The sequence below is a fragment of the Loktanella salsilacus genome, assembly GCF_024206795.1.
Lineage (GTDB): Bacteria > Pseudomonadota > Alphaproteobacteria > Rhodobacterales > Rhodobacteraceae > Loktanella > Loktanella salsilacus.
This window is the reverse complement of record NZ_CP072994.1, coordinates 2604001-2629233: the sequence shown is the minus strand read 5'-3', so window position 1 is coordinate 2629233 and position 25233 is coordinate 2604001. Positions and strand designations below refer to the sequence as shown.

The following is a 25233-nucleotide window of genomic DNA, read 5'->3' as shown; positions in this document are numbered from 1 at the left end:
AATACGATCCTAGATAAATTTAATAGGACCCTGTCGGCTTAGGTGCGGTATTACAAGTCGCTGAGATCTGAGGGTTAGGGACTTAGCTGGGAAATGAAGGCAGGAGATCTTCAAAAAAGTATGTTCCGAGATGCGCAAAGCCCGGTTCAGCTGCCGGGCTCTGCAGTGCTTGCTACGCCGACAGCGCAATGCCGTCTTTCACGGCCAACCGTGGGCCTCTATTCGGCAACGTCTCGTTCGCAAATCGCCGCGTTACGACGCTTAGATCGATCCGCTGCTCCTCAATGTATCTGCTTAAGGTTTTCAAGTTGAAGCCTTCTGGCAGATAATTCGTAATTCCGACGTCGGGGTTATCATGCCCCATCAGATACCGCCGAGCTGTGTCTGGTGCTGCTTGCGTAACAAGGCGCGTGTTGAATGTGGTCCGCATCGCGTGCAGGTCCTTTGAAGTCTCGTAAGCACCGCGAGATTTTCGGTAGTAAGTAAATTTTTTGCCAAAGTTCTGAGCGTAAGTGCTTTTGCTCGATTTTGAGCGCGACACCGTGGAGAATATCCGCAACTTTTGAAGTTTTTTCTGGCGTTCTACAAGCTCGAGAAAGCCGAGTTCGATAAGCTGGGAGTGAATTGGTATCAGTCTTTTCGAGTTGTTGCTTTTCGTGCTCTGTCCCGTTCCCCGCTCAATAACGAAATAAAATATCCCTTGGTCGCAACAGATGTTGCGTGGTTTGAGCTGCAAGATTTCTTCGCTCCGCATGCCATGCAAGAGTGCGATAGGGGGCACCCAGAAGATCGGGTCATCGATCTTCGTTTTTTCTGACTGCCACTTTTCAGTTCCAAGCAGGCAGGCAACATCAACACTGGTCCAAAGCAGACGCGAAGTATCAGGTTGGCCTTTGCGCAACTGGCAGATCGCTTTTTCACCCAATACAAATGGCTTGAAAGGGTTTTGAGAGATCACACCTCGTTCCACCGCGTGGTTCAGCGGCGCGGACAGATTTTTCTGGTGGCGCTGAAATGTCGTGGGCGAGATACGATTATACCGCGCTTTGCGTAAGATTTCGTCTCGTTCGTCTCCCGAAAGTCTTTCTTTCTTTATCTGCCGTTCCGCTGCTTTTGTTGCGTCACGTTCAGCGTCGCGTTCAAGTTTCGTGAATTCGAAGCAGTTAAGGTGTCGAAGCTTGCTTGAGCGGCCGTGATTGTTTGGTAGGGCGCGAAGCATGTCGTTGAAGCAGATCCAGTCTTGGTCTGTGATTTGGCTCATGCGCCTTTCCCCAAATACGGTCACGATCAGCTTGCGTGTTGACTGGATCGTATCGGACTCCTTTTGAAACTTCGCTGCTTTTCCCTCATCGGTAAAGGTGTATGCGCCACTCACTTGGACGCCATTGCAGCCATCGGTAAACCAACCGTCCCATAGATCAATCATTCGCGGATCACTTCCGTCAATTCCGAGAGCACATGTGCCTTCGCCAGCCTTGACGGTGATTTTCATATCGGCGTCTTCGTGAAAGACTGTCTCTGTGGTTGTGTCCGGTTCTTGGATGAGCTCTTCGCTTACTGCTGATGCCTGTTTCTCGATTGGTTGATAGGGCGTTGGGATGTCAGGCGACGCTGCTGCTCTTGAGGAGGGGGCGGAATACAACTTTTCAGCTGCAACAGGTGCGTCGGTCGTGAGTGCCGCTGAAATATAGTGTTGGGGTTCTCGAAAGATCCCGCGAGCGCGTTGCTCCTTTTCAAGGCTGACTTCGATTAAGAGCCGCATCATTTTGTCAGCGAGGATTGCAAAGTCGTCTTCCTCTTCGTCGAGGACGACGCCAAGTCGATCAGCCATATCTCGGATTGGGGATTTTGCTGGTGAGCGGTCGCACAGGTAGATTGCATCGCGCAGCGATGCGCGTCCAGCTGTTTCCAAGGCAAGCGCAGCGTCCGCAGCGGCGCGTGTCCGTGGACCCGTCAGCGCACGCAGTCGATCTGCGGTCTCTATTTCAAGACGCGCATAGTCCGTTAAAATCTGCGTCATCAATTCCGGCGGCAAGTCGGTCTCCGAGTAGAAGCAGAGATCGCTGATCGCGGTGATGCGACGCGCGACGTCTGCGGCTTCGCGGATTATTTGGGTGTGCAGTGGGAAACAGAAAAATGCGGTTTCAAACCGCTTTGCTTCACTGGCTGGAACGCGGCGGCGCCAATAGTAGCCGGTAGGACGGGATTCGAGATGTGGTTGGCGTTTCGCCATGGACGAGCTCCTCGGTTAGGAGGTGCTGCGCAAAGGACCCATGCTTTTGTGCAAAGCCTTGTGCAAGACTTTGTGCAAAGCAAAACGAACCTCAGCCATCAGGCTTAGATTTATCTTGCCAAATCAACACTATGCGGGGTGATTGGCTCCGACGGTAGGGATCGAACCTACGACCAATTGATTAACAGTCAACTGCTCTACCGCTGAGCTACGTCGGAAAACCTGAGGCGTCTATAACGGCCAGTTTTGGGCGCGTCCAGACCCAAATGTGACGATTCTTGCACAAAGTTCAGCAGACCAATTAACAGGCGATTTCTAGGCTTGAGTGGATAGAATGTTAGCGCTCTCAGGTTGTTTTTGTACGAATGATGCGCGGTTTTGGTAAAATGAATTGACCACCGTTCGCCTGTGTTATTAAGTTTGGCGTTAGGCAAAACCGATAAGTTGCGACTTTGCCCAACAGGAGGATAAAAATATGAAACGCAGACAATTTCTGACGTCCGCTGCCGTTGGCACCGCTGCCACCACGCTGGCGACACCGATGCTGGCGCAAAGCCGGATCGAAATGAACATCGTATCCACGTGGCCACGCGATTTCCCAGGTCTGGGAACGAGTGCGCAGCGTTTGGCCGCCCGCATCGAAGAACTGACAGAGGGCCGCATTGCGGTTCAGTACTTCGCAGCAGGCGAGCGCGTCGGCGCATTCGACAGCTTTGATGAGGTCGCTTCCGGCAACTCTCAGGCTTACATCGGCGCTGACTACTACTGGAAGGGCAAGCACGCTGGCTGGTCCCCGTTCACCGCGATTCCCATGGGTCTGACCTATACGGAAATCGACGCATGGATGAAGTTCGGCGGCGGCCAAGAGCTGTATGAAAAGCTGGGCGACGAATTTGGCGTCATCGGCTTCCCGGCTGGTAACACCGGCGTGCAGATGGGCGGTTGGTTCAACAAAGAAATCGAATCCGTTGACGACATCCGCGGTCTAAAGATGCGTATCCCCGGCCTTGGCGGCGACGTCATGGCGAAACTGGGCGCGTCCCCTGTGTCCGTCCCCGGCGGTCAGATCTACGAAAACCTGGTCTCCGGCGCGATCGACGCGACCGAATGGGTTGGTCCGTGGAACGACTACTTCCTGAAGCTTTATGAAGCCGCCAAGTACTACTACTGGCCCGGTTTCCACGAGCCAGGTTCGCAGCTGTGCATGGGCATGAACAAGACCTGGTGGTCGACCGTTCCTGCCATTGATCAGACCATGATCAAAATTGCCTGCGCCGAAGAGAACGCCCTGTCGATGGCAGAAAACAATGCCAACAACGGTACGTACCTGAACAAGCTGATCGACGAATACGGTGTCGAACTGCGTGAATTCAACGATGACGTCTACGAAGCCTTCGGGTCTGCGTCGGCTGAAGTCATCGAAGAGGCACGTGATCACAGCCCGCTGGCCGCCGAAATCTTCGACAGCCACCTGAAGGCACGCGCTGACATTGGTGCTTGGACCGCTCTGTCCGACGCCGCCTATGTCAACAAGCGGAACCGCGTGCTCGACATCTAATTGCCAACGCGGCATATCCGGGCCGAATGGTTCGGCGCGAACGGGGCGGGCAATGCTCGCCCCGTTCAGCGTTAATAAAAAACTAATAGCATCCGGGGGGAACGGGATGGAAACGCAAGTGGCGTCGCGCGCATTGTTGGCGCGCGGATTTGGCTGGACGGTGCTCGCCGTATTAGCTGCCTACATGATCAATGTCGTCCTGCAATTCTGGTTCGACTTTCCCGGCGTGACGGCAACCGTCTCTGGGCAGATTTCGGCCCTTGGGCTGGTGCAGGTCGCGATCCTGTTGCTCGCCGCCGCACTGGCGATTGGCTATGTGATCTCGTCGCCTGGCACCGCATTGCGCGCCGATGCAGCACGGATCAGCAACTTTAACCGCTTTTTGGTGCGCTCTGCCTTCTTTGTCGTCCTGCTCGTAGGCATGGGCGACGCGATCCTGTCCTTCTTGCGGGTGCAGAACATGCTGGACGGCATCGTCGGTAGCGATATGTCGTCCAATCTGGGCCGCGCGGATTACCGCGGCATGTATTTCCACGTCCCGCTGATGCTGATTGGCATCGTGCTTGGGTCTGTGACACGGGGCCTTGGCTTTATCTGGCTGTCGCTGCTTGTGGTCGGCGCTGAACTGTTGATCGTGCTGTCCCGCTTCGTCTTTTCGTACGAGCAAGCCTTCATGGCCGACCTTGTCCGTTTTTGGTACGGCGCGCTGTTCCTCTTCGCCTCGGCTTACACCTTGCTCGAAGAAGGCCATGTGCGCGTTGACCTTCTCTATGCTTCCATGCGCCGCGAAACCAAAGGGCGCGTGAACGCCGTTGGGTCCATCGTGCTGGGCATGGCGCTGTGCTGGACGATCCTGATCTTGGGGTTCGGCACATCTTCGTCCATCATCGTTGGCCCCATCTTGGTGTTTGAAACCACGCAATCCGGCTTTGGCATGTACGTCAAATACATGATGGCAGGCTTTCTGGCGATTTTCGCCATTACGATGATGATACAATTCGTGGCCCAGTTTCTGGAAGCCATCGCCGACAAGCGCGGCGAACCGGGCGCGCGTGAAACGCACGCCGACATGATCTGAACGGGGACACGACATGGAACTCTTTTTTCTACTAATGCTGCTTGTCGTCATGGCGACGGCGCTCGGCTCCGGTTACCCCGTGGCCTTTGCCCTTCCGGGCTCTGCAATCATCACCGTCGGCGTCGCCGCCGCGGCTGGCTACTTGTTCGAGGGCACGACATCTGCCTATTTCGCCAATGGCGGCCCGTCTCAGTGGCTGTCTGCGGGCGTCACCAACCTGCGCGGGGTCTATTGGGAACCCGAGCGTGACACCCTGATCGCCATTCCGCTGTTCATCTTTATGGGCATCATGCTTCAGCGGTCCAAGATCGCAGAGGACCTGCTGGTCAACATGGCCCAGCTGTTTGGCCCGATCCCCGGTGGCCTTGGCATTTCGGTCATCGTCGTGGGCGCGCTGCTGGCCGCGACAACCGGTATCGTCGGCGCAACCGTGGTTGCGATGGGGATGATTTCCCTGCCAGCCATGATGCGCAACGGCTACTCTAACTCGCTGTCATCCGGCGTTATTGCCGCGTCCGGCACCCTGGGGCAGATCATTCCGCCGTCTATCGTGCTGATCATTCTGGCCGACCAACTTGCCTCTGCCGTCGATCAGGCGGGCACGTCGCGTCAGGAACTCTACAAGGTTGCCACAGGCGAGATTTCGATGCCGTCGGAATTCGCCATCGTCTCTACTTCTGCTGGTGACATGTTCCTTGGGGCGTTGGTGCCGGGTCTGCTGCTGGTGGGTATTTATATCCTCTACGTTCTGGCTATCGCGATCTTCCGCCCGAAAATGGCACCTGCTGTGCCTTACGAAGGCAAGTATGACGCGTCTTTCCTTGGCAACGTTTTGCTGGCCATGGTGCCGCCGCTGGCCCTGATCCTGCTGGTTCTGGGTTCCATCATCTCGGGCGTTGCCACTGTGAACCAGGCCGGTGCCATCGGTGCCGCTGGTGCGCTGATCATGGCGGGCTACCGCCTGCATCCCGAAGGGCGCGGCGGCCGCTTTATCCCCGCGATCATCGCGGCGGCAGGCCTTATCTTGGTGGCTTGGACGGTGTCCAACTATAACACCAACGTCCTGAACATGCAGTCCGCGTCCGACAAGTTCGGCGTCACTCTGGCCGCCATCGGCGTCGGGATGATCGTGCTGTCCATTGTCTGGTCCGGCGTGCGCGCCTTCTATAACGACGACGCGCTGACAGGCGTCATGGTGGAAACCGCCAAGACGACGTCCTTGGTGTTCATCATCCTGCTGGGTGCCGCCATGCTGACCGCCGCCTTCCGCGCCTTTGGCGGTGAAGAGCTGGTCAAGCACTTCCTTGAAGGGTTGCCGGGCGGTTTCTGGACCAAGTTCATGATCGTTATGGCCGTGATCTTTGTGCTGGGCTTCTTTCTGGACTTCATCGAAATCGCTGTGGTCGTGGTGCCAATCGTCGCCCCGATCCTGCTCGCCGACCCAGAGGCGAACGTTTCCGCCGTCTGGCTGGGCGTGATGATCGGTCTGAACCTGCAGACCTCGTTCCTGACACCGCCCTTCGGCTTTGCGCTGTTCTATCTGCGCGGCGTCGCACCGGCAGCGGTCAAGACGATCCAGATCTATAAGGGTGTCATCGCCTTTATCGGTCTGCAAATCGCAGCCCTTGTGATCGTGGCCTTCAACCCGCCGCTGGTGAACTATCTGCCTGCGCGCACATCGCTGACGGCCGAAACCGCACCGCCGCCCGTAAACCCCGCGCTGCAATACTGCATCGAGGAATACGTGACCAACGCCTTTGACACGAGGGGCAATCAGATTGCCACGGCGATCACAGCTGCTGGTGCGCTGGACGTGTCCTATCTGCCCAAAGACCTGCAAGACGACTGGGTCGATGGACTAGAAAAGGCGCAATCTGTGCCGGGTCTCGTGCTCGACATCGAAACCACCCGCGATCTGCAGACTGCAGGGGCTGTCGACTACCGGCCCGAGCATAAGATCGTGCGCGCTTTGCAGCGTGACATGTTGATCCGCACCAAAGAGATCGACGATCTACGTGTGCGGGCGTCGCGTGGGTTTGGCGACAGCGAAGGGCAAACCGCCCGTGCTGACAGACTGCAGGCCGAAGTCGACGCCCTGCAGGCGCAGATTCCCGCCACTTGGGAAGACACGCAAACCACCTACGCTGCGATCAACAAGCAGAACGAGACCGCGCGCAATATCTATCGCCGCACGGTCGATCAGGCCTATGCGCCTGTGGTCGAACTGAAGGCCGTGATTGCCAGCGCTGATGCGCTTGCGCCACTGGCTGACCCGATCGCTGCGCTGGCGGCGGATGCACCCACGATGGACCGCGACACTGCGGATGCCCGCTTCAAAGAGGTCGAATCCATGTTCGGCGGAATTGATGGCGGACGCGAAATCCGCGGCCTGCTTGCCGATGCCCGCAAGGAAATCGACGACCGGTCCCCTGATCCAGAGCGTGCGATGGAATACATCGTCGAGGCGCAGGAACTGTTCGCATCCGAAGTCGAATGGCGCACCCGCGCCAAGACGGAACTGTTGCCGGGGATCGAGGCGTATGACGCCGCGATCAATGACACGATCGGCCTGCGCCAGCAGCCGCGTCTGCCCCGCGCACAGGCTTTGGAAGTCGCCGAATGTTCGTCGCATCACCGCGACATCTCGCTGAACTTCTAAAGCGATCAACAACTTGCAAAAGGCCGGGACCCGTTCCCGGCCTTTTCGCATTTTAATCGCGCTTGCCCTGTGCGCTGGTGCACCTATCGCCAGTTGTGTGTGCAGACTATGTTCTGCGCGAACACAGATTAAGGGTGCCATATGACTGCCATCGTGTCCGTCACGAACCTGCGCAAATCCTACGACACCGGATTCGAGGCGCTGAAGGGGATCAACCTCGAGATTGAAGAAGGCGAAATCCTCGCCCTGCTGGGCCCGAACGGTGCCGGCAAAACAACGCTGATTTCCACGATCTGCGGCATCACGGTGCCGACCTCTGGCATCATCACCGTCGGCGGGTTTGACACCGTTCATGAATACCGCGCCGCGCGCAGCCTGATCGGTCTGGTTCCGCAAGAGATTAACCTAGAGCCGTTCGAGACGGTGCAGAACACCGTCCGCTTTTCCCGCGGCCTGTTCGGCAAGCCCCGCGATGACGCCCGCGTCGCCGAAATCCTGAAATCCCTGTCGCTGGACGACAAGGCGACCGCCAAGATCAAAGAACTGTCTGGCGGGATGAAGCGCCGCGTGCTGATCGCCAAGGCGCTGGCGCACGAACCGCGCGTGCTGTTCCTTGACGAACCCACCGCTGGCGTCGACGTAGAGCTGCGCAAAGACATGTGGAACGTTGTCGCCGACCTGAAACGCCAAGGCGTCACGATCATCCTGACAACGCATTACATCGAAGAGGCCGAGGCCATCGCCGACCGTGTCGGCGTCATCAGCAAAGGCCAGATCCTGCTGATCCAAGACAAGGCTGAAATGATGGCCCAGATGGGCAAAAAGCAGCTGCGCGTCGATCTGGCCCAGCCCGCCACGACGATCCCCGCCGCGCTGGCGCATTACGATCTGACGCTGGAAAAAGACGGCAACGTCCTTGTCTATACCTATGACACCCGCAAGGACCGCACCGGCATCCGCACGCTTCTGAACGACATGGCGAACGCGGGCCTGACCATGACCGACCTGCAAACCCAGCAAAGCAGCCTCGAAGACATCTTTGTCGGCTTGGTAAAGGACAACGCATGAACCTGACCGCGATAAAATCAATCTACCGCTTTGAAATGGCGCGGTTCTTTCGCACCATCACCCAGTCGCTGATCAGCCCCGTGCTGTCGACATCGCTGTATTTCGTGGTCTTCGGCACCGCCATCGGCAGCCGGATCGAGACGGTCGAGGACGTCAGCTATGGCGCATTCATCGTCCCCGGCCTGATCATGCTGTCAGTGATGACGCAGGCCACCAGCAACGCCAGCTTTGGTATCTACTTTCCGAAATTCATCGGCACGATCTACGAACTTCTCTCCGCCCCGGTGAACTTTATCGAAATCACAGTCGGATATGTGGGTGCGGCGGCAACCAAGGCGCTGTTCATCGGCACCATCATCTTTATCACCGCCTTTTTCTTCGTTGATATCCAAGTCGCCCATCCATTCTGGATGCTCGCCTTTCTGATCATGACCTGCATCAGCTTCTCGCTACTGGGCTTTATCATCGGCATCTGGGCCGGAAATTTCGAACAACTGCAGTTGATCCCGCTGCTGATCATCACACCGCTCGTCTTCCTTGGCGGCTCTTTCTACTCTGTCACGATGCTGCCACCGATCTGGCAGACGATCACCATGTTCAACCCGGTCGTCTATCTGATCTCTGGCTTCCGCTGGGCGTTCTTTGACACCGCAGACGTCCCCGTCGGCTTGTCGCTGCTGGCGATTAGCCTGTTCATGGCGGCCTGTCTGACGGCAATCTGGTGGATCTTCCGCACAGGCTGGCGCATTCGGCAATAACCAGACCCGCATCGCCGCCGCCAACCCTTGCCCCGCGCGGGCAGGGGACCTAGATCGGGAGGATGAAAATCAAACTCCCGTTTCTGAACCGCGACCCGGTCGTCAATGTCGTGCGCCTGCAAGGCGCGATCAGCACCTCTGGCCGCGGGCTCGACGATGCCTCGCTGGCCCCTGTGCTGCAAAAGGCCTTTACCAAAGGCAAGCCAAAGGCCGTCGCCCTGCAGATTAACTGTCCCGGCGGCAGCCCCGTTCAATCGTCCCTGATCGCCGCGCGCATCCGCCGTCTGTCACAGGAAAACAACGTCCCCGTTATTGCTTTCGTCGAAGACGTCGCGGCCTCTGGCGGTTACTGGCTCGCCTGCGCCGCAGATGAAATCTACGCTGATGTCGGCTCGCTGGTCGGGTCCATCGGCGTCATTTCCGCAGGCTTCGGCTTTCACGAACTGATCGACCGCTACGGGGTTGAACGCCGCGTTCATACCGCCGGCACCAGCAAATCCATGCTCGACCCCTTCCGCCCGCAAAAGGCCGAAGACGTGCACAAGCTTGAGGGCTGGCTGACCAACCTGCACGAGATCTTTATCACCTACGTCAAATCACGCAGGGAAGCGCAATTGGACGACGACCTCGCCATCTTCTCTGGTGAAGTCTGGATCGGCCAAAAGGCGCAGGCCAAGGGTCTGATCGACGACATCGGCCACATGATCCCCGTGATGAAGGCGGTTCATGGCGATAAGGTTAAATTCCGCCGCTTTGGCCCGAAAAAGTCCCTGCTGTCCCGCTTTGGCGCGCGCCTGATGGGCGACGCCATCGGCACGATAGAGGATCGCAGCGCCTTTGCCCGGTTCGGCCTGTAAATGCTGATCAAGGTCGCGGCCCTGTTTCTGGTGTTCTTCTTTGTCCTTGGACTGTTCGGTAAATGGCGGTTCCCGGGGCAGAAACAGATGGCCGCGGCCAAATGCGCCAAATGCGGGCGCTATAATATTGGTAAAGGCCCCTGCGCCTGTGAAAAGGGAAAGCCCTGAATGGAATGGTTTCTTGCGGCCGCTGGCCTGATTATCCTGATCTTTGCAGGCGATTCACTGGTCAAAGGCGCGGTCAACCTTGCGCTGCGCCTTGGCGTGCCTGCGCTGATCGTGTCGCTGACCATCGTCGCCTTCGGCACCTCTGCGCCGGAATTGCTGATCTCGGTCCAGTCCATTCTGGACGGCGTGCCGGGCCTTGCACTGGGCAACGTCGTGGGATCGAACACCGCCAACGTGCTGCTGGTGCTGGGTGTGCCTGCGCTTTTGGCCGTGATGCATACGTCAGAGACAAATGTCCGCAGCAGCTATTTGCAAATGCTGGCCGCGACGGTGCTGTTCATCGCGCTTTGCTTTACTGGCACCCTGAACTGGATCAGCGGCTTGATCTTGCTGGCGGGCCTGACCGCGATGCTGACCCACGCCATCCTGACCGTGCGCCGCAGCGCCGCAGCGCCAGAGGTCGAAGGCGCCGATCCATCAATGGGCTGGCCCCAGATCATCCTTTACCTTGTCCTTGGCCTGATCGGCTTGCCCATCGGATCGCATTTACTCATTTCCGGGGCCACGATCATCGCGCAAAACTTCGGCCTGTCTGACAGCGTCATTGGTCTGACATTGGTCGCGGTCGGCACATCGCTGCCTGAACTGGCGACCACCGTGATGGCCGCCCTGCGCCGCCAAGCGGATGTCGCCTTGGGCAATGTCATCGGTTCTAACATGTTCAACTTGCTTGGTATCATGGGCGTCGCCACGCTGGTCGGTCCTGTCCCGGTCGATGCGCAATTCCTGACCTTTGACCTTTGGGTCATGTTGGGCGCAGCGCTACTGATGATCCCGCTGGTGTTCTTTCGCGCCGATATCACGCGCATCTGGGGCATCGGCCTGACGGGTGCCTATGCTGTCTACGTCTGGTCGCTGCTATGACCGCGCTGGTCACCGGGGCAGGGGCGCGGCTGGGCCGGGCCATGGCGCTGTATCTGGCGGATCGCGGCCACGATGTTGCCGTGCACTACGCCAGTTCTGCGGATGGCGCAGAGGAGGTCGCGGGCGCGATTCGCGCCAAAGGCCGCCGTGCTGTCACGCTGCAGGCCGATCTGCTGAATGAAGAGGCGACTCAATCCTTGGTTGATCGCGCTGTGCAGGCCTTGGGGCCGCTGACAGTGCTGGTCAACAACGCGTCGATCTTTGAATACGACAACATCGCATCGGCCACGCGCAGCAGCTGGGACCGTCATATGGACTCCAACCTGCGCGCGCCTTTTGTGCTGACCCAGCACTTCGCCCAGCAAGTGCCCGATCCCGCAATTGATGCACAAGGCGAGCCGGTGGCGCAGGGGCTGATCGTCAACATGCTGGACCAGCGTGTGCAGAAACTAACACCGGAATTTGCGACCTATACCCTTGCCAAGATGGGGCTCTGGGCGCTGACCCGCACTGCCGCCCAAGGCCTTGCCCCGCGCGTGCGCGTCAACGGGATTGGTCCAGGTCCAACCCTACAAGGTGCGCGGCAATCGACCGAGCATTTCAAGGGCCAACGCGCCGCGACGGTGTTGGAACGCGGCGCTGATCCGGGCGATATTTGCGCCGCGCTTGGCTATCTTTTGGATGCCAAAGCGGTCACCGGCCAGATGATCGCTGTGGATGGCGGTCAGCATTTGGCATGGCAGACGCCGGATGTTCTTGGGGTTGAATAATGAGCGCGACGTTAAGTTATGCACCTTGACAAGCGATCTGGCGTAGCAGGGCCAAATTTATACCTCTGATGAGATGTTTACATAATCTTCATAAATAAGATGCGTAAAATCAAAGGGTTATAAGTATTGCTTAAATATCGGGCATTTCGATGAACCCCCCGAAGTATAAGGAAAATTTAGAACCCACGCCATTTTGCCCCCGCAGTTATCCACAGATTCCGTGGATGCCTTTCGTCTTGTTCCAGCCGCGTTAACATTGCAGCCACTCCAGAATCACGGACCCTTCATGACTGACGCCCCAGACGCGACCCCTGACGCCGCCCCGCTGACCGGATACGCCTATATTGCCGGCTTCGTGAAGACGCTCGACAGCTCTCCGGGTGTGTACCGGATGCTGGATGGCGAAAGCCGGGTTTTGTATGTCGGCAAGGCGCGTAACCTTAAAGCGCGGGTCAGTAACTACAGCCGTCCGGGCCCACATTCTGGCCGTATCGCCCGCATGATCCGCGAGACGCAGATGATGATGGTCCTGACCACAAGGACAGAGACAGAGGCGCTGCTGCTAGAGCAGAACCTTATCAAGCAGCTTAAGCCGCGCTACAACGTGCTGCTGCGCGACGATAAGTCCTTTCCGAATATCCTTGTGACGACTGGCCACGACTGGCCCCAGATCAAAAAGCACCGCGGGGCCAAGACGGAAAAGGGTGAATACTACGGCCCCTTCGCCGGTGTGGGTGCGGTGAACCGGACGTTGAACCAGTTGCAGCGGGTGTTCCTGCTGCGCAACTGCACGGATCAGGACTTTGAGACACGGACTCGCCCCTGCCTGCAATACCAGATCAAGCGGTGTTCTGGCCCGTGCTGCGGTCTGGTTTCGGCGGAGGATTACAAAGCCTCTGTCCGCGATGCGCAGGCGTTTTTGTCAGGCCGCACCAGGGGCATTCAGCAAACCCTAGCCGCTGAAATGGCCGCCGCGTCAGAGGCGATGGAGTTTGAGCGTGCCGCTGCGATGCGCGACCGGATCAAGGCGCTGACACAGGTGCAGACCGCGCAGGGCATCAACCCCAAGCATGTCGAAGAGGCGGATATCATCGGTCTGCATATCGACGGCGGGCAGGCCTGCGTGCAGGTGTTCTTTATCCGCGCCAACCAGAACTGGGGCAACCACGACTACTATCCCCGCATCAGCGGCGAAGAGGACGCGTCCGAGGTGATGGAGGCTTTCGTCGGTCAGTTCTATTCCGACCGCGAGCCGCCGAAGATGGTGATCCTGTCCCACGGCCTTGATAGCGACGATCTGATGTCAGAGGCGCTGGCTGAAAAACTGGGGCGCAAGGTCGAGATCATCGTGCCCCAGCGCGGCGAAAAGGCCGAGCTGGTGCAGGGCGCGCTGCGCAATGCGCGCGAGAGCCTTGCGCGCAAGATGAGCGAGACTGCGACGCAAAGCCGTTTGTTAAAGGGTGTCGCGGAGGCGTTTGACCTGACCAAAGCGCCCCAGCGGGTCGAGGTGTATGACAACAGCCACATTCAGGGTGCCTTTGCCGTTGGCGCGATGGTCGTCGTTGGGCCGGACGGGTTCGAGAAGAACCAATACCGCAAGTTCAATATCCGCGGCGAGGATCTGACGCCGGGCGATGACTTTGGTATGATGAAAGAGGTGCTGACCCGCCGTTTCCAGCGCCTGCTAAAAGAAGACCCCGACCGCAAGGCGGGCACCTGGCCCGACCTGTTGCTGATCGACGGCGGCGCGGGGCAGGTGAGCGCGGTGCGCGAGATTATGGAAAAGCTGGGCGTGGGTGATGTGCCCATGGTCGGCGTGGCCAAGGGCATTGACCGGGATGCGGGCAAGGAAGAATTCCACCGCACGGGCAAAAGCGTCATGGCGCTGCGGCACAATGATCCGGTGCTGTATTTCATTCAACGCATGCGGGATGAAGTGCACCGCTTTGCCATCGGCACCCACCGGGCGAAACGCGCCAAGGCGATTGGGGCGACGCCGCTGGATGATGTGCCGGGGGTCGGGGCCACGCGCAAACGGGCGCTGCTGGCGCATTTTGGCTCTGCCAAGGCTGTGGCGCGGGCCAATTTGGCGGACCTGACGGCCGTATCAGGGATAAGCCAGAGTATGGCGCAGACCATTTACGACTATTTTCACGAGAATGGCTGAGGCTGGGCTGATTTCCGATTTTTCGCCGAAAAATCGGGTTGGGGCGCTGCCCCAAGCCCCGAGGTATTTTTGACCAGAAGAAGGCTAGGGGCCACGCATCGTCTGGTTTATCTGAATGGCACTAGCTAAGGTGACGCCATGACATTGAATGTGCCCAATATCCTGACGATCTTGCGGTTGCTGGCGGCTCCGGCTGTGGCGATCATGTTTTTGTTCTTTGCACGGCCTTGGGCGGACTGGTTTGCGCTGGTTTTATTCGTGGTTGCTGCCCTGACCGATTTTGTCGACGGTTATCTGGCGCGGGCGTGGAAGCAGGAAAGCAAGTTTGGCGCAATGCTGGACCCGATTGCTGACAAGGCAATGGTGGTGATTGCGCTACTGGTGATCACGGGCTTTTCCGGCATGAATGCTTGGATTTTGCTGCCTGCGACATTCATTATCTTTCGCGAAGTCTTTGTCTCTGGTCTGCGCGAGTTTTTGGGGGCCAAGGCGGGGCTGCTGAAGGTCACGCAGTTGGCGAAGTGGAAGACGACGGCGCAGATGGTGGCCATCGCGTTTTTGTTCGCAGCTGGTGCGTTCGAGCATTATTTCGTCATGCAGTCTTTTGGTATGGATGCGGATACGGTCGACGCGATCTTTGCCGGTCAAATTTCCGACGAGATGGGGCTGGTCTGGAAAAGCTGGGGCGCCCATCTGACGTGGTACACGGGCGTTGTCGGTCTGTGGTTGGCAGCCGTTTTGACGCTGGCGACGGGCTGGGATTATTTCCGTAAAGCACTGCCGTATCTAAGGGATAGCTAATGGATGTGATGTATTTTGCATGGGTGCGAGAGCGCATCGGTCTGCCCCGCGAGCGGGTCGAGACGCAGGCGGCGACGGTGAACGAGCTTGTGGCAGAACTGATGGCGCGCGAAGAGCGGTATGCGGCCGCCTTTGCTGATACTTCAGCCCTGCGGGTGGCGTTGGATCAGGTGCTGTCGGATTTCGATGCGCCCTTGGCCGGCGTGCGCGAAGTGGCATTTTTCCCGCCAATGACGGGCGGCTGATGCAGGTCCGGGTCCAAGAGGGCGTCTTTGACGCAGGTGTCGAGTTGAACGCCTTTTCAGCGCGGGCAGAGGGCGCTGGCGCTGTTGTCAGCTTTACTGGAATCGTGCGCGATGTGGCGGGCGGTTTGCAGCATATGATGATCGAACATTACCCCGGCATGACCGAAAAAGCGATTTCTGCAATCGTGGCCGAGGCGCGGGAGCGCTGGAGCTTGGCGGATGCTTTGGTGATTCACCGCTTTGGTCAGTTGGCGCCCGGCGCGCCGATTATGATGGTCGCGGCAGCCTCTGCCCACCGGGCGGATGCCTTTGCGGCGGCGGATTTTCTGATGGATTATCTGAAATCCCGCGCGCCGTTCTGGAAGAAAGAAGTCACCGCAGAAGGCGCCGATTGGGTCGCCGCCAAGGATGATGACGAGGCGGCGCTGACCCGCTGGGACTGACCTTATCCGCGGGTAAAACGGGCGTTGCGTTAAGCTTTTGTTAAGGGCGCGTGGCGGTGGCAGGTCAGGATATGATCGTTGACCAGCCCGCAGGCCTGCATAAAGGCGTAGACGATTGTTGGCCCGCAGAACTTAAACCCCGCCTTTTTGAGGTCTTTTGAGATTTGCGTCGACAGCGGCGTAAAGCCGGGCACGTCGGCCATTGTGGCGCGGTGGGTTTGCAGCGGCGCACCGTCGACGTAATCCCATAAAAAGCGGTCAAAGCCTTGCTCGGCCTCGATCTTTTGCCAGGCTTGCGCATTGGTGATCGTGGCTGCGATCTTGCCCCGATGGCGGATGATGCTGGGGTTCGCCAGCAGGCGGGTGATGTCATCCTCGCCCCATGTGGCCACGATATTGGGGTCGAAATTGGCAAAGGCCGCGCGGAAATTGTCGCGCTTTTTCAAGATGGTGATCCAGGATAGGCCGGCCTGAAAGCCGTCAAGCACCAGCTTTTCCCACAGCGCACGGCTGTCGTATTCGGGCACGCCCCATTCGGTGTCGTGGTAGGCCTGATAGATAGGGTCATCCCCGGCCCAGGCGCAACGTGTCAGGGTCATGAGGCCACTTTCCTGCTGGGTCTTAACGTGGTGTTAGGGGCGTGCGTCCAATGTGGCAAGGCCCGTGCATGGAACCCGTCAGATGCTTAAACCCCGCCGCGATGCTATCCCCGATCCAGAGGAACAATTCGAAGATCCGCTGCAATTTGCTTTTGCTAGTCGGGACGCGGATACGCCTGCGCTGGTGACACATGCGCTGGACCGGGGGCGGGCGCGGCTGGCGTTTCAGCCGGTTGTTGTGGCGAATGATATGGGAAAGGTCGCCTTTTACGAGGGGCTGATCCGTCTGCTGGATGATGCCGGGCGGGTGATCCCGGCGGCGAATTTCATGCCGCAGGTGGCGGATACCGAAATCGGGCGCCGCATTGATGTGCTGACGCTGGAACTGGCGCTGCGGATGTTGCGGCAGCATCCGGGGATGCGGCTGTCGGTGAACGTGTCGGCCCGGTCGCTGGGCGATTGGCGTTGGCGACAAACGCTAGAAGCAGGATTGTCGGAACGCGGGGCGCTGGGGAATCGGCTGATTTTTGAGATTAGCGAAACCTCTGCCATGATGCTGCACGAGGTGGTGATGCGGTTCATGGAGGATATGCAGCCGCGCGGCGTGGCCTTTGCACTGGACGGCTTCGGGGGCGGGATGACGGCGTTTCGGCATCTTAAGGATTTCTTTTTCGACATGGTGAAGGTGGACAAGACCTTTGTGAAAGGGATCGCTGACGATCCCGATAATCAGGTGCTGGTCGAGGCGTTGGTCACCGTTGCGCATCAGTTCGAAATGTTTGCCATCGTGGAAGGTGTCGAAAACGCGCGGGATGCGGCGTGGCTGCAGGGGATCAATGCGGATTGTCTGCAAGGTTATCATATCGGTGCACCGAAGTTCGACATTGCCTGATACTTGTCGTTGCCCTTGAAAATTTAGCGGCCTACATTTGGATCAATCGCGCAGGGGGTGCGCTTGATTGTGCCCGTCTTGCGCATTGTAACCGCTAGAAAGGGTTAACATGACCAACGTCGTGATCGCGTCCGCCGGGCGCACAGCTGTCGGCAGCTTCCTTGGATCGTTTGCCGCAACGCCTGCCCATGATTTGGGTGCCGCCATGCTGGAAGGTATCGTCGCACGCGCAGGCATCGATAAGTCAGAGGTGAGCGAGACCATTTTGGGTCAGGTGCTGACCGCGGCGCAGGGCCAAAACCCCGCGCGTCAGGCGCATATCAACGCCGGCTTGCCGATCGAATCTTCGGCTTGGTCGCTGAATCAGGTCTGCGGCTCTGGCCTGCGCGCTGTGGCGATTGCGGCGCAGCATATCCAGCTCGGCGATGCGTCTATCATCGCGGCTGGCGGACAGGAAAATATGTCCATGTCGCCCCATGCCGCGAACCTGCGTCAGGGTCATAAGATGGGCGATGTGTCGTACATCGACACGATGATCAAGGACGGCCTTTGGGATGCCTTCAACGGCTATCACATGGGGCAAACTGCTGAAAACGTGGCTGAAAAGTATCAGATTAGCCGTGATCAGCAGGATGAATTCGCCGTCGGATCCCAGAACAAGGCCGAGGCCGCGCAGAAGGCTGGCAAGTTCAAGGACGAGATCATTCCCTTCACCATCAAGACCCGCAAGGGCGAGACGGTGATGGATGCGGACGAATACATCCGCCATGGCGCGACGATGGAAGCGATGCAGAAACTGCGCCCGGCCTTTGCTAAGGATGGCTCTGTCACGGCGGCCAATGCCTCTGGTTTGAACGACGGCGCGGCAGGTTGTTTGCTGATGACGGCGGATGAGGCTGAAAAGCGTGGGATCGAGCCTTTGGCGCGGATCGTGTCATATGCAACCGCCGGTCTGGACCCCAAGATCATGGGCGTTGGCCCGATTTTCGCATCGCGCAAAGCGCTGGAAAAGGCTGGCTGGAAGGCCGCCGACCTAGAGCTGGTCGAGGCGAACGAGGCATTCGCGGCGCAGGCTTGCGCTGTGAACAAAGAAATGGGCTGGGACCCAGCAATCGTCAACGTGAATGGCGGCGCGATTGCGATCGGTCACCCCATCGGTGCCTCGGGCGCGCGGGTGCTGAACACGCTGCTGTTCGAAATGCAGCGCCGCGGCGTAAAAAAGGGTCTGGCGACCCTGTGCATCGGCGGCGGCATGGGCGTTGCCATGTGTGTTGAGCGTCCCTGACCTTGACCAACGCGGCACCCCTATTTTGGGTGCCGCGAAATAAAATTGCGTAAATTATAGGTTAGCCTTTTGACAAATGGCGCAGAGCTGCGCAAAATTAAAACTCCAACCTGAGGAGGAGGATAAACCATGGCGAGAGTTGCACTTGTGACGGGCGGAACGCGGGGGATTGGCGGGGCCATTAGCCACGCACTGAAGGCCGCTGGATATACCGTCGCCGCGACCTACGCCGGGAACGACGAAAAGGCGAAAGCCTTCACCGACGAGACCGGTATCAAGACCTATAAATGGGACGTTGGCAATTACGAGGCCTGCAAGGCGGGTATCGCACAGATCGAAGCCGATATTGGCCCGGTTGAAGTCTTGGTCAACAATGCGGGAATCACCCGCGACGCGCCCTTTCACAAGATGACGCCAGACCAGTGGAACGAGGTCATCGGCACCAATCTGACGGGCGTTTTCAACATGACGCATCCGGTCTGGCCGGGAATGCGCGAACGCAAGTTCGGGCGGATCATCACGATTTCATCGATCAATGGTCAGAAAGGTCAGTTTGCGCAGGCAAATTACGCGGCTGCGAAGGCGGGCGATATCGGCCTGACCAAATCGCTGGCCCAAGAAGGCGCGCGCGCCGGGATCACGGTTAACGCGATCTGCCCCGGCTATATCAACACCGATATGATGGCGACGATCCCTGAAAAGGTGATGGATTCCATTGTCGGCGCGATTCCCGTGGGCCGTTTGGGCGAGCCAGAGGAGATCGCCCGCGCGGTGGTATTCTTGGCATCCGACGATGCAGCCTTCATTACGGGCGCAACAATTACGGCCAACGGCGGTCAATACATGACGTAATCCTGCGGGATTTCAGCTAAGCGAAAGGCCGGGACATGTTCCCGGCCTTTCTGCTTTTGGGGACCCTATGACGCGAAACATGGCGACTTTGATCGGCTTTTTGGCGGTGCTGCTGTGGTCCCTGTTGGCCGTGCTGACCGTGGCCACGGTGCCAGTACCGCCGTTCCAACTGACGGCGCTGACCTTTGCCGTGGGGGCGGGCGTTGGGCTGATCTGGGGGGCGGTGACGGGCAGCCTGGGCCAGTTGCGGCAGGTGCCGCTGCGGGTTTACGCCGCCGGAACCCTTGGTTTATTTGGTTATCATGCGCTTTATTTTTCAGCGCTGCGTTTGGCACCGCCCGCCGAGGCGGGGTTGATTGCCTATTTGTGGCCCCTGCTGATTGTGCTGATGTCGGGACTGTTGCCGGGCGAGGTGTTGCGCCGGGGTCATATCTTGGGCGCGGTGTTGGGCTTTGCTGGGGCGGCGCTGATCATTTTGGGCGGACGCGGCGCGGGGCAGCCCGGCGCGATGGCGGGATATGGGCTGGCGCTGCTGTGTGCGGTGTTTTGGTCCAGCTATTCGGTCTTGTCGCGCCGGATGAAGACGGTGCCGACGGTCAGTGTGACGGTGTTTTGCGCAGCGACGGCAGTGCTGTCCGCGCTGGTGCACGTGGGCACGGAAATCACGGTCTGGCCAAGCTTTGCAGGTTGGTGCGCCGTTGTGGCCTTGGGCCTTGGGCCCGTTGGGGCTGCGTTTTTCGTTTGGGATATCGGGGTCAAACGCGGTGACATTCAGCTACTTGGTACGGCGTCTTATGCGGCACCGGTGCTGTCGACGTTTGTGTTGATCGCGGCTGGGCAGGCTGTTGCCAGTCCGTCGCTGATCTGGGCGACTGTTCTGATCGTCGGGGGTGCCGCACTGGCCGCTCGGGCCAGCGCGGAAAAAGGTGTCAGTGGGACAGGCGGCCGATCTCTTCTTTGAGCATCAGCTTTTGCTTTTTCAGGCGCGCAATTTCCATGTCATCGGTGGCAGGGCTACGCTGCAGGCTTTCTACCGAATCGGACAGGGTTTGGTGTTTCTTCTTCAATTCCTCAACGTGCGAACTCAAGCTCATGGTCGGCTCCTTTTGCTGTCATTGAACAGTTACATTGCAGCATACGGATCAGGCTGTGTCACCTGTTTTGACTGCAATCAGGTCGTATCTCCATCTTCTTGCGCAACTATTGCCAAGTTATTAACCGCCGAGCGGCAATTTTTCGCCGTGACGTAGAACGGCACGGATGGCGGGGGTGTAATCATCGCCATCGTGATTATGTATAGCGCCAACGTGTAAGATAAGCGGCTGGGCCAGTTGGAACGCGGCGCGTCCCCCCAGTTTTGCCTGCACCATGACCAGATTCGGCGCGCGGCCCGGGCGCGGCGTCAGCGGTTGGACGATCACGCTTCCAAGGCGGCCATAAAGCATAGCCAAAATTTCATGTAAGCGGGCGGTTTGCTGAATGATCGTCAGCGTGCCGCGCGGTGCGGTGCGGCGGATGCCCGTTTCGAGCCAATCGGCAAGCGGCGTCGTGCCGGCGCGGCCCGTGTCGCGGCCGGGATCGCTGGACGTCGCGCCGCGGTGACGCTCGAAATAGGGTGGGTTCATGATGACGTGGTCGTATTGGGTTTGGCGGATATCTAGGGGTAGATCCCGTAGGTCGGCGGTGTGGATTTGGGCCATGATGCCAGCCTCTGCCGCGTTGCGGCGGGCGAGGGCGGCGTAGCTGTCCTGCAGTTCGATCCCTGTGCACATTAGGCCTGGCACGCGGGTCGCGGCGCAAAGCATGGCGGCACCAGCGCCGCAACCAAGATCAAGCAGGCTTTGTCCCGATACTGCAGGCACGGCGGCGGCCAGCAGGACCGGATCAAGGCCCGCGCGGTAGCCACTGCGCGGCTGCCACAGATGCAACTGCCCGCCCAAAAAGGCGTCGCGTGTTAGATCATCGGTCAAGGGTAATTTCGATTTCCGCATCTTTCATCACGGCGCGGGCCATGAACAGGTCGCGGTCGGCGACCATGACCCGGCGCGGCAAAATGCCAATGCTGCCGTCAAGGATGCTCATGTTTACGTCAAACTGAAAGCAGTCTATATCCTCGGCGTCCAGAAGGGCGGTGGCGAGGGCGATGACCGTCGGGTCGTTGGTGCGCAGCAGTTCTTTCATGGAATCTTATCTAGGGCGCAGATGCGGCCCTGTCCATTCAGTGCTGGAACGACCATGAGCCTTGATCACGCCGCCACCAAACCCCACGAACGTCTGGCCGCGGCCCTCGCCGATGATATGGCCGCCGTGAATGACATGATTGCGGCGCGGATGGCGTCGGAACATGCGCCGCGCATCCCCGAAGTCACAGCGCATCTGGTTGGCGCTGGCGGTAAGCGTTTGCGCCCGATGCTGACGTTAGCGGCGGCGCGGATGTGCGGCTATGATGGCCCGTTCCATGTGCATCTGGCGGCGACGGTGGAATTTATTCACACCGCGACCCTGCTGCATGACGACGTTGTGGACGAAAGCGACAAGCGGCGTGGGCGACCCACGGCGAACTTGCTGTGGGATAATACCTCTAGCGTGTTGGTCGGGGATTACCTGTTTGCCCGCAGCTTTCAGCTGATGGTGGAAACAGGATCGCTGCGCGTGCTGGATATCCTTGCCAATGCCTCTGCCACGATTGCAGAGGGCGAGGTGCTGCAGCTGACGGCGGCGCGCAATATCAAGACGACGGAAGATACCTATCTGAAGGTCGTGCGCGGCAAGACGGCGGCGCTGTTTTCTGCCGCCACGCAGGTTGGCGGCGTGATCGCCGCTGCGCCAGAGGATCAGATTGCCGCGCTTTATGCCTACGGTGATGCGCTGGGGATTGCGTTTCAGATCGTGGACGACCTGCTGGATTGGCAGGGCGGGGCTGGCATTGGCAAGAACATCGGCGACGATTTTCGCGAAGGCAAGCTGACGATGCCCGTGATCCGCGCCATCGCGGCGGGGGATACCACCGATACGGTGTTCTGGACCCGCACGCTGGAAAAACGCGTGCAGGAAACGGGCGATCTGGAACACGCGCTGGCGCTGTTGCAGCAGCATGGCACGCTGGACAGCACCCGCGATGACGCGCTGATGTGGGCAGAGCGGGCGAAGGATGCGTTGAACGCCCTGCCGGATCACGAGATTAAGGGCATGCTGACAGATTTGGCCGACTACGTCGTCGCGCGGCTGGTCTAGGCCAACTAGCCCCGCAGCACCGCTGCGGGGGCGACCCACCATCCCATTTCAGCGACCTGAACCGCGCGGGCGGCAAGGCGGGCGGCGGCCATGTCGGCGACCAGCGCCCAGCAGGTTGCACCGGAACCGGACAGGCCCACAGCTTTGATATTTGGCAGCTTGCGCAGGCGGGCCAGCACGGTGTCAATTTCGGGCGCGATCTGGCGCGCGGGGGCCAGTAGATCGTTGCGCTGCTGCGACAGCCACTTGGCAAAACCGTCCAGATCCATACCGTCTGGCAGGGTGGTCATGGCGGGATTGCGGCGCGAGGCCAGCGCCTTGAAGACCGCCGGCGTTGGCGCTTCGACCTTGGGGTTCACCAGTACCAGTGCGCAATCGGGCAAGGCGGGCGCTGGTGCGACGTCGTCGCCGATGCCCTGCATGTGCAGCGGGCCGGGGCCTGACAGGCAGACGGGTACATCGGCGCCAAGGGCCGCTGCGGCCGGGTGATCGGCGGGCAGGGGGGCGACGTCCCAGAATGTCGCGAGCATCCCAAGGGCGGTTGCCGCATCAGATGATCCGCCGCCAATGCCTGCGGAATGGGGCAGCGATTTGTCCAGCTTGATCGCCGCACCGTGGGTGATGCCGCGCAGATCGGCCAAGGCGCGGGCGGCCTGCATCACCAAATTGCGGTCATCGTTCGGCACGCCCATGGCAAAGGGGCCGCCGACGGTCAGGCGCAGGTCAGGGCTGGGCGTCACGGTCAGCTGATCGCCAACGTCCGCAAAAACCACGAGCGAATCCAGCAGGTGATAGCCATCATCCCGCTGCCCGGTGATGTGCAGCGTCAGGTTCACCTTGGCCGGTGCGGTTGCCGTCAGGCGGCTCATGGCCGGGCGTCGGTCAGCGCGGGGCGGGTGGCGTCCAAACCTTCGTCTTGGCGCACGGCGTCTAGGCCGCGCTCCAGCTTGGCACGGATGCGGGCGGCAAGGTCTTCTTCGGGCTCAAAGGATTGCGCGCGCAGCCACTGAAAGCGGGCCTCTCTTTCGCGGCCAACGGCCCAATAGGCGTCGCCAAGGTGGTCGTTCACGATGGGGTCGGTCGCCTCTAGCACAGCTGCGCGTTCCAGCGGATCGATGGCGTCGTCATAGCGGCCCAGCTGGAAATACACCCAGCCAAGCGAATCGACGATAGCGCCGCTGTCCGGCTGATCGGCGACAGCGCGTTCGATCATGTCCAGCGCCTCGTCTAGCTTTTCGCCGCGTTCGACCAACGAATAGCCCAGATAGTTCAGCACCTGCGGCTGGTCGGGATTGATGGCAAGGGCGGCGCGGAAGTCGGATTCGGCCTGGTCCCAATCACCGATGTCATGGGCGACAATCGCACGGGTGTAATAGACGACCCAGCGGTTTGCGTCGGTTTCAGGGTACAGGTCCAGCGCCGCGCCATAGGCTTTGATCGCGCCGTCGTTGTCACCGTTGTCGCGCAGCACATCGCCAAGGCGGGCCTGCACAAAGGCCAGATCGGGGCGGGCGCGGGCCAAGGATTGGGCGACCTCTGCTGCGACATCGGTTTGATCGGACTGGCGCAGGGTGTCGATGCGCCCGATTTCGGCGTTCACAAAGCTGGGGTCGTCCTGCGGCACGGTGGCAAAGGCGGCGGCGGCCAGATCATAGCGGCCCATGTTTTGCAGCAATCCCGCCGTCAACATCGCCGCATCGGCGTTGCCGGGGGCCAGATATTGCGCCACGCGGGCGTATTGCAGGGTGTAATCCTCTCGCGCCTCGGTCGACAGCAGGGCTGCGATCATAAACGCGACCTCTGCCACGCCCTGACGCGGGCTGGTGACCAGATCGAATGGCACGGCGTCGGTGCTGCCCAGCTTGGCCTGCAAGGCGACGATCGCAGGGTCGAGGGTGTCACCGAAGGCCGTCGTTAGCAGCGCGCTGGCGTCATCGTTGCGGCCCAGTTGCGACAAGACTTGCGCATGGGCGATGGCGGCGCGGGGGCCGAAGTTGGCAGAGCCTTGGCCGCTGCCCGACAAGATCGCCTCTGCCCCTTCGAAGTCACCGACAGACGCCAAGGCTAGCGCCTTATGGAACAACCCGTAGCCGGCCATGCCTTCGGTCGCGATCACGGCGTCAAAGCCTTCCAACGCGCGGGTCATGTCGCCTTGGCCCTGCATCGCCCAGCCTTTGACCAGACCGTCAAACAGGGGGCTGACAGTGCGACCATCGGCGAAATCCGTGACCACCGTGTCCCAGTCGCCCCGCACAATCGCGTCGCAGATTAAGATCATATTGCTGACTTGGCTGTCGATCCCGGCAAGGCGCATTTGCTCTGCAACAGGCACGGCGCTGGCAAAATCACCCAAGGCCACAAAGGCGATGGCGGTGTTTTCAAGCAGGTAGGGGTTTTGCGGATCGCCAACCAGCGCCTGACCAAAGTAGTCGGCGGCGGCGGCGAAATCACCCGCTGCAGCAGCATTGCGTGCGGCCAGATAAGCGCCGGACTGACGGTCTTGCACTGTAGGCTCTTGCGCTGATTGCGCGATGCCCATCCCAGCGCAAAGAAGGCCAGCAAGAAGGGTGCCAGTCGAAATAAGTCGTTTCACGGATGTGCGCCTGTCTGTTTATTCAGACGCCAGCCTAGGCTTCTGCCCA

The 25233-nt window shown here is 59.5% G+C and carries 24 protein-coding genes and 1 tRNA gene; 17 read left to right on the top strand and 8 right to left on the bottom strand.

All coding sequences use genetic code 11. The features are described from left to right. Positions 1 to 172: 172 nt before the first annotated feature. Both KBW81_RS12800 and KBW81_RS12795 read right to left on the bottom strand, forming a co-directional pair. On the bottom strand, positions 173 to 2233 hold the full coding sequence (locus KBW81_RS12800; RefSeq protein WP_254247420.1) for a tyrosine-type recombinase/integrase: 2061 nt from the start codon (positions 2231 to 2233) through the stop codon (positions 173 to 175). Positions 2234 to 2376: 143 nt separating this feature from the next. Continuing rightward, positions 2377 to 2451: transfer RNA gene (locus KBW81_RS12795), tRNA-Asn, on the bottom strand. A 257-nt stretch (positions 2452 to 2708) separates the two neighbouring features. Here KBW81_RS12795 and KBW81_RS12790 point away from each other — a divergent pair. From KBW81_RS12790 to KBW81_RS12735, 12 genes are all read left to right on the top strand, one after another. After that, a complete protein-coding gene (locus KBW81_RS12790; protein WP_090187137.1) occupies positions 2709 to 3791 on the top strand; it encodes a TRAP transporter substrate-binding protein in 1083 nt (360 codons plus the stop codon). A gap of 106 nt (positions 3792 to 3897) precedes the next feature. After that, positions 3898 to 4869, top strand: coding sequence for a TRAP transporter small permease subunit (locus KBW81_RS12785; RefSeq protein ID WP_217646845.1), 972 nt, complete (start codon positions 3898 to 3900; stop codon positions 4867 to 4869). A gap of 13 nt (positions 4870 to 4882) precedes the next feature. Next, on the top strand, positions 4883 to 7528 hold the full coding sequence (locus tag KBW81_RS12780) for a TRAP transporter large permease (protein ID WP_254247419.1): 2646 nt from the start codon (positions 4883 to 4885) through the stop codon (positions 7526 to 7528). 141 nt (positions 7529 to 7669) lie between these two features. Beyond that, positions 7670 to 8596 carry an ABC transporter ATP-binding protein gene (locus tag KBW81_RS12775; protein ID WP_090187129.1) on the top strand — a complete coding sequence of 309 codons (927 nt, stop codon included), beginning with the start codon at positions 7670 to 7672 and terminating at the stop codon, positions 8594 to 8596. Beyond that, positions 8593 to 9354 carry an ABC transporter permease gene (locus tag KBW81_RS12770; RefSeq protein ID WP_090187126.1) on the top strand — a complete coding sequence of 254 codons (762 nt, stop codon included), beginning with the start codon at positions 8593 to 8595 and terminating at the stop codon, positions 9352 to 9354. The genes KBW81_RS12775 and KBW81_RS12770 overlap by 4 nt, the downstream gene beginning before the upstream one ends. 62 nt (positions 9355 to 9416) lie before the next feature. Then, entirely contained in the window at positions 9417 to 10211 is a 795-nt protein-coding gene (locus KBW81_RS12765) for a S49 family peptidase (RefSeq protein WP_254247418.1), read from the top strand. Between the two features lie 168 nt (positions 10212 to 10379). Beyond that, entirely contained in the window at positions 10380 to 11303 is a 924-nt protein-coding gene (locus tag KBW81_RS12760) for a calcium/sodium antiporter (RefSeq protein WP_090187122.1), read from the top strand. Continuing rightward, on the top strand, positions 11300 to 12073 hold the full coding sequence (locus tag KBW81_RS12755; RefSeq protein ID WP_254247417.1) for an SDR family oxidoreductase: 774 nt from the start codon (positions 11300 to 11302) through the stop codon (positions 12071 to 12073). The genes KBW81_RS12760 and KBW81_RS12755 overlap by 4 nt, the downstream gene beginning before the upstream one ends. A gap of 286 nt (positions 12074 to 12359) precedes the next feature. Next, positions 12360 to 14240: an excinuclease ABC subunit UvrC gene (uvrC, locus tag KBW81_RS12750; RefSeq protein ID WP_254247416.1), complete on the top strand. Its 1881-nt coding sequence runs from the start codon at positions 12360 to 12362 to the stop codon at positions 14238 to 14240. Positions 14241 to 14378: 138 nt separating this feature from the next. Then, positions 14379 to 15041, top strand: a complete 663-nt coding sequence (pgsA, locus tag KBW81_RS12745; protein ID WP_090187114.1) for a CDP-diacylglycerol--glycerol-3-phosphate 3-phosphatidyltransferase — start codon at positions 14379 to 14381, stop codon at positions 15039 to 15041. Then, positions 15041 to 15286, top strand: a complete 246-nt coding sequence (gene moaD / locus KBW81_RS12740; protein WP_090187111.1) for a molybdopterin converting factor subunit 1 — start codon at positions 15041 to 15043, stop codon at positions 15284 to 15286. The genes pgsA and moaD overlap by 1 nt, the downstream gene beginning before the upstream one ends. After that, positions 15286 to 15729, top strand: a complete 444-nt coding sequence (locus KBW81_RS12735) for a molybdenum cofactor biosynthesis protein MoaE (RefSeq protein ID WP_090187108.1) — start codon at positions 15286 to 15288, stop codon at positions 15727 to 15729. Before moaD ends, KBW81_RS12735 begins: the two co-directional genes overlap by 1 nt. Positions 15730 to 15758: 29 nt before the next feature. Here the strand turns inward: KBW81_RS12735 and KBW81_RS12730 are convergent, their stop codons facing one another. Next, complete coding sequence (locus tag KBW81_RS12730; protein ID WP_411914391.1) at positions 15759 to 16322, bottom strand: DNA-3-methyladenine glycosylase I; 564 nt, start codon at positions 16320 to 16322, stop codon at positions 15759 to 15761. Positions 16323 to 16410: 88 nt separating this feature from the next. Here KBW81_RS12730 and KBW81_RS12725 point away from each other — a divergent pair, with 88 nt between their 5' ends. The 4 genes from KBW81_RS12725 to yddG all read left to right on the top strand — a co-directional run bounded on the left by KBW81_RS12725 (position 16411) and on the right by yddG (position 20318). Next, a complete protein-coding gene (locus KBW81_RS12725) occupies positions 16411 to 17220 on the top strand; it encodes an EAL domain-containing protein (RefSeq protein WP_090187106.1) in 810 nt (269 codons plus the stop codon). Positions 17221 to 17329: 109 nt separating this feature from the next. Continuing rightward, positions 17330 to 18505: an acetyl-CoA C-acetyltransferase gene (locus tag KBW81_RS12720; protein WP_090187103.1), complete on the top strand. Its 1176-nt coding sequence runs from the start codon at positions 17330 to 17332 to the stop codon at positions 18503 to 18505. 129 nt (positions 18506 to 18634) lie between these two features. Further along, positions 18635 to 19357 (top strand): acetoacetyl-CoA reductase, encoded by a 723-nt coding sequence (gene phbB / locus KBW81_RS12715; RefSeq protein WP_090187101.1) that lies wholly within the window; start codon positions 18635 to 18637, stop codon positions 19355 to 19357. Between the two features lie 67 nt (positions 19358 to 19424). Continuing rightward, positions 19425 to 20318 (top strand): aromatic amino acid exporter YddG, encoded by an 894-nt coding sequence (yddG, locus tag KBW81_RS12710; protein ID WP_090187098.1) that lies wholly within the window; start codon positions 19425 to 19427, stop codon positions 20316 to 20318. Here the strand turns inward: yddG and KBW81_RS12705 are convergent. The 3 genes from KBW81_RS12705 to KBW81_RS12695 form a co-directional block, all read right to left on the bottom strand. After that, positions 20287 to 20451 (bottom strand): YdcH family protein, encoded by a 165-nt coding sequence (locus KBW81_RS12705; protein WP_090187095.1) that lies wholly within the window; start codon positions 20449 to 20451, stop codon positions 20287 to 20289. The genes yddG and KBW81_RS12705 overlap by 32 nt on opposite strands. 120 nt (positions 20452 to 20571) lie before the next feature. Then, a complete protein-coding gene (locus tag KBW81_RS12700) occupies positions 20572 to 21327 on the bottom strand; it encodes a tRNA1(Val) (adenine(37)-N6)-methyltransferase (RefSeq protein ID WP_254247414.1) in 756 nt (251 codons plus the stop codon). After that, positions 21317 to 21538, bottom strand: a complete 222-nt coding sequence (locus KBW81_RS12695) for a putative signal transducing protein (protein ID WP_090187090.1) — start codon at positions 21536 to 21538, stop codon at positions 21317 to 21319. Before KBW81_RS12695 ends, KBW81_RS12700 begins: the two co-directional genes overlap by 11 nt. A gap of 54 nt (positions 21539 to 21592) precedes the next feature. Here KBW81_RS12695 and KBW81_RS12690 point away from each other — a divergent pair, with 54 nt between their 5' ends. Then, complete coding sequence (locus KBW81_RS12690) at positions 21593 to 22591, top strand: polyprenyl synthetase family protein (RefSeq protein WP_090187087.1); 999 nt, start codon at positions 21593 to 21595, stop codon at positions 22589 to 22591. A gap of 5 nt (positions 22592 to 22596) precedes the next feature. Here KBW81_RS12690 and KBW81_RS12685 read toward each other — a convergent pair whose 3' ends face one another. Together KBW81_RS12685 and KBW81_RS12680 are read right to left on the bottom strand one after the other, a co-directional pair. Then, a complete protein-coding gene (locus KBW81_RS12685; RefSeq protein WP_254247413.1) occupies positions 22597 to 23460 on the bottom strand; it encodes a 4-(cytidine 5'-diphospho)-2-C-methyl-D-erythritol kinase in 864 nt (287 codons plus the stop codon). After that, complete coding sequence (locus KBW81_RS12680; RefSeq protein WP_254247412.1) at positions 23457 to 25184, bottom strand: tetratricopeptide repeat protein; 1728 nt, start codon at positions 25182 to 25184, stop codon at positions 23457 to 23459. The genes KBW81_RS12685 and KBW81_RS12680 overlap by 4 nt, the downstream gene beginning before the upstream one ends. Positions 25185 to 25233 lie beyond the last annotated feature (49 nt).